Raw genomic sequence first — 1880 nt, forward strand, 5'->3', positions numbered from 1 at the left:
CTATACAATTCAGAAATCTTTTATGCATTTACACAAAATATTTTACGCTCTCAATTAAACTAATTACATAGGCAACACTGTATGACAAAGTAACAGTTATAATTAAAGCAAGAGCAACAAGAAATATTAATTCAATTTTAGAATCTAGTAAAATTAATTTTTTAATTTTAGACAAAATACCAAAAAAACGTATACTTACAAAAGCTACCCCTAAAATCAGTAACACACCAACAGTTAGTCCGTTTTGCTGAAAAGCATATAAAAAAGGAAGAATAAAGGATATATAAATTATTGCAACCGTAAATAAGCAAATAGGAACAATCATGATACTTTCAGTAGTAATACCTTTGAAAAATAAAGATATCACTAAAAAAAATAGTCCATTCAGTATAGCAGTTACAGCACAGACAATGATAACAAATAGATATCTTGCAAGAACACTTATAGATTTTTTTATAGATAAAGTTGTTAAAAAATTTATCCAGCTGTTTTTATTATCGGATAGAAAGAGTGATTGAATGCTATTAATCATTATCATTGATACCAATGTTGCTACTATCCAACTATCACTTTTTAGAAAAATTATGGCTATAATTAAGGAAAAAGATACACTTAACAAATAGCTTTTTTTGAACCACTTATCACGCAGTTGATAATAATCTTTTAACATTAATCCAAGCATATTTATTCACCTAACTTCACCTTTTTTATTGTCTCTTCAAAGAGTTTCTCAAGGTTTTCTGCCCCAAAGTCTTGCACACTTTTTTCCAAAATAATTTTTCCATGGTCTAGCAAGTCAAAACGAGTACAGATTTCTACAACATCACTCAAATTATGGGTGGTGATTATTACTGCACGGTCATTTTGGTCTACATATTTTTTGATTAGTCGCAGCACTTTTCGGCGCATAAGCGGGTCCAGGCCACTAGTTATTTCATCTAATAACAATAAATCCGGATGATGTGAAATAGAAATGCATAAGTTTAGTTGCATTTTCATTCCTTTGGAAAAATTAGATATCGGTATTTTAATAGGTAAATGAAGTGTTCTAATATAAGACCAAAAAGCTTGAATATCCCAGTTTATGCCAATGTTTTGAAATACGTGTTCCAACTGAATTATGTTTAGTTCTTCAGGAAATGGAATGCTGTCAAAGCAAAATCCCAATTCTTTAAAATCTTTTTTAATAGTCCCAAAATCTATCTTATTGATTCCCCCAATTGATTTTAATAGTGTGGTTTTTCCAGCACCATTTTCACCAATTAAACCAATGATTTCTTTTTCCTTTGCTTGAAAATTTATGTCGCTCAATATAAAATCATCGTATTTTTTCTTGACTTGACTCATACTCACCTTAGTCATACACATTATTCTCACTCCTTGATAATTAATCTGTATGCTGTTTAATTAGTTGGTATACAAAAGACAATATCACTGTAATTATTGCACATACATAAGTTATAGTACTGAGGCCCTTAAAGAAAAATGCAATTATTGTCGCTAACAATACAATAATTGTAATGACACGTACTAACACATCTAAATTCTTCATAATTAATCTCCTAACAACCATAAGGCTAATTCTGGGGTAACAAAAACTTCAATTATTGCTGCAAGAAACAAAAGACAGTAAGCTCTTATTATATTAATTTTCATGTGATTAACATGTGTTACAGCATATACTAACAATACATAGGAAGTTATTTCAATAACACCATGTGGTAAGAGTAGAACGACACTTTGAAAGATTGGTAATTGACCACATATCAGACCAACATTAAAGCCATTAACGCAAAAGAATATAATACTTACTATATTTCCCAAAAAGGAGAGCGTAAAATATTTTGTGTAAATGCATAAAAGATTTCTGAATTGTATAG

Annotated in this window: 2 protein-coding genes and 1 pseudogene; all 3 read right to left on the reverse strand. The window is 29.6% G+C overall.

Features of this window, described 5'->3' with window-relative positions:
• Positions 1-28: 28 nt before the first annotated feature.
• Positions 29-682, reverse strand: a complete 654-nt coding sequence (locus tag FC24_RS10020; RefSeq protein ID WP_057874730.1) for an ABC-2 transporter permease — start codon at positions 680-682, stop codon at positions 29-31.
• A gap of 2 nt (positions 683-684) precedes the next feature.
• On the reverse strand, positions 685-1368 hold the full coding sequence (locus FC24_RS11925) for an ABC transporter ATP-binding protein (protein WP_057874731.1): 684 nt from the start codon (positions 1366-1368) through the stop codon (positions 685-687).
• Positions 1369-1554: 186 nt separating this feature from the next.
• Positions 1555-1880: pseudogene (locus FC24_RS11375) on the reverse strand (hypothetical protein); the annotation flags it as partial.

It is taken from the genome of Loigolactobacillus rennini DSM 20253 (assembly GCF_001436505.1).
GTDB classification, from domain to species: domain Bacteria; phylum Bacillota; class Bacilli; order Lactobacillales; family Lactobacillaceae; genus Loigolactobacillus; species Loigolactobacillus rennini.

What these genes read in the sequence shown, in the direction of transcription:
- FC24_RS10020 (WP_057874730.1), bottom strand. Translation starts at nt 682, where the DNA reads ATGCTTGGATTAATGTTAAAAGATTATTATCAACTGCGTGATAAGTGG.
- FC24_RS11925 (WP_057874731.1), bottom strand. Translation starts at nt 1,368, where the DNA reads ATGTGTATGACTAAGGTGAGTATGAGTCAAGTCAAGAAAAAATACGAT.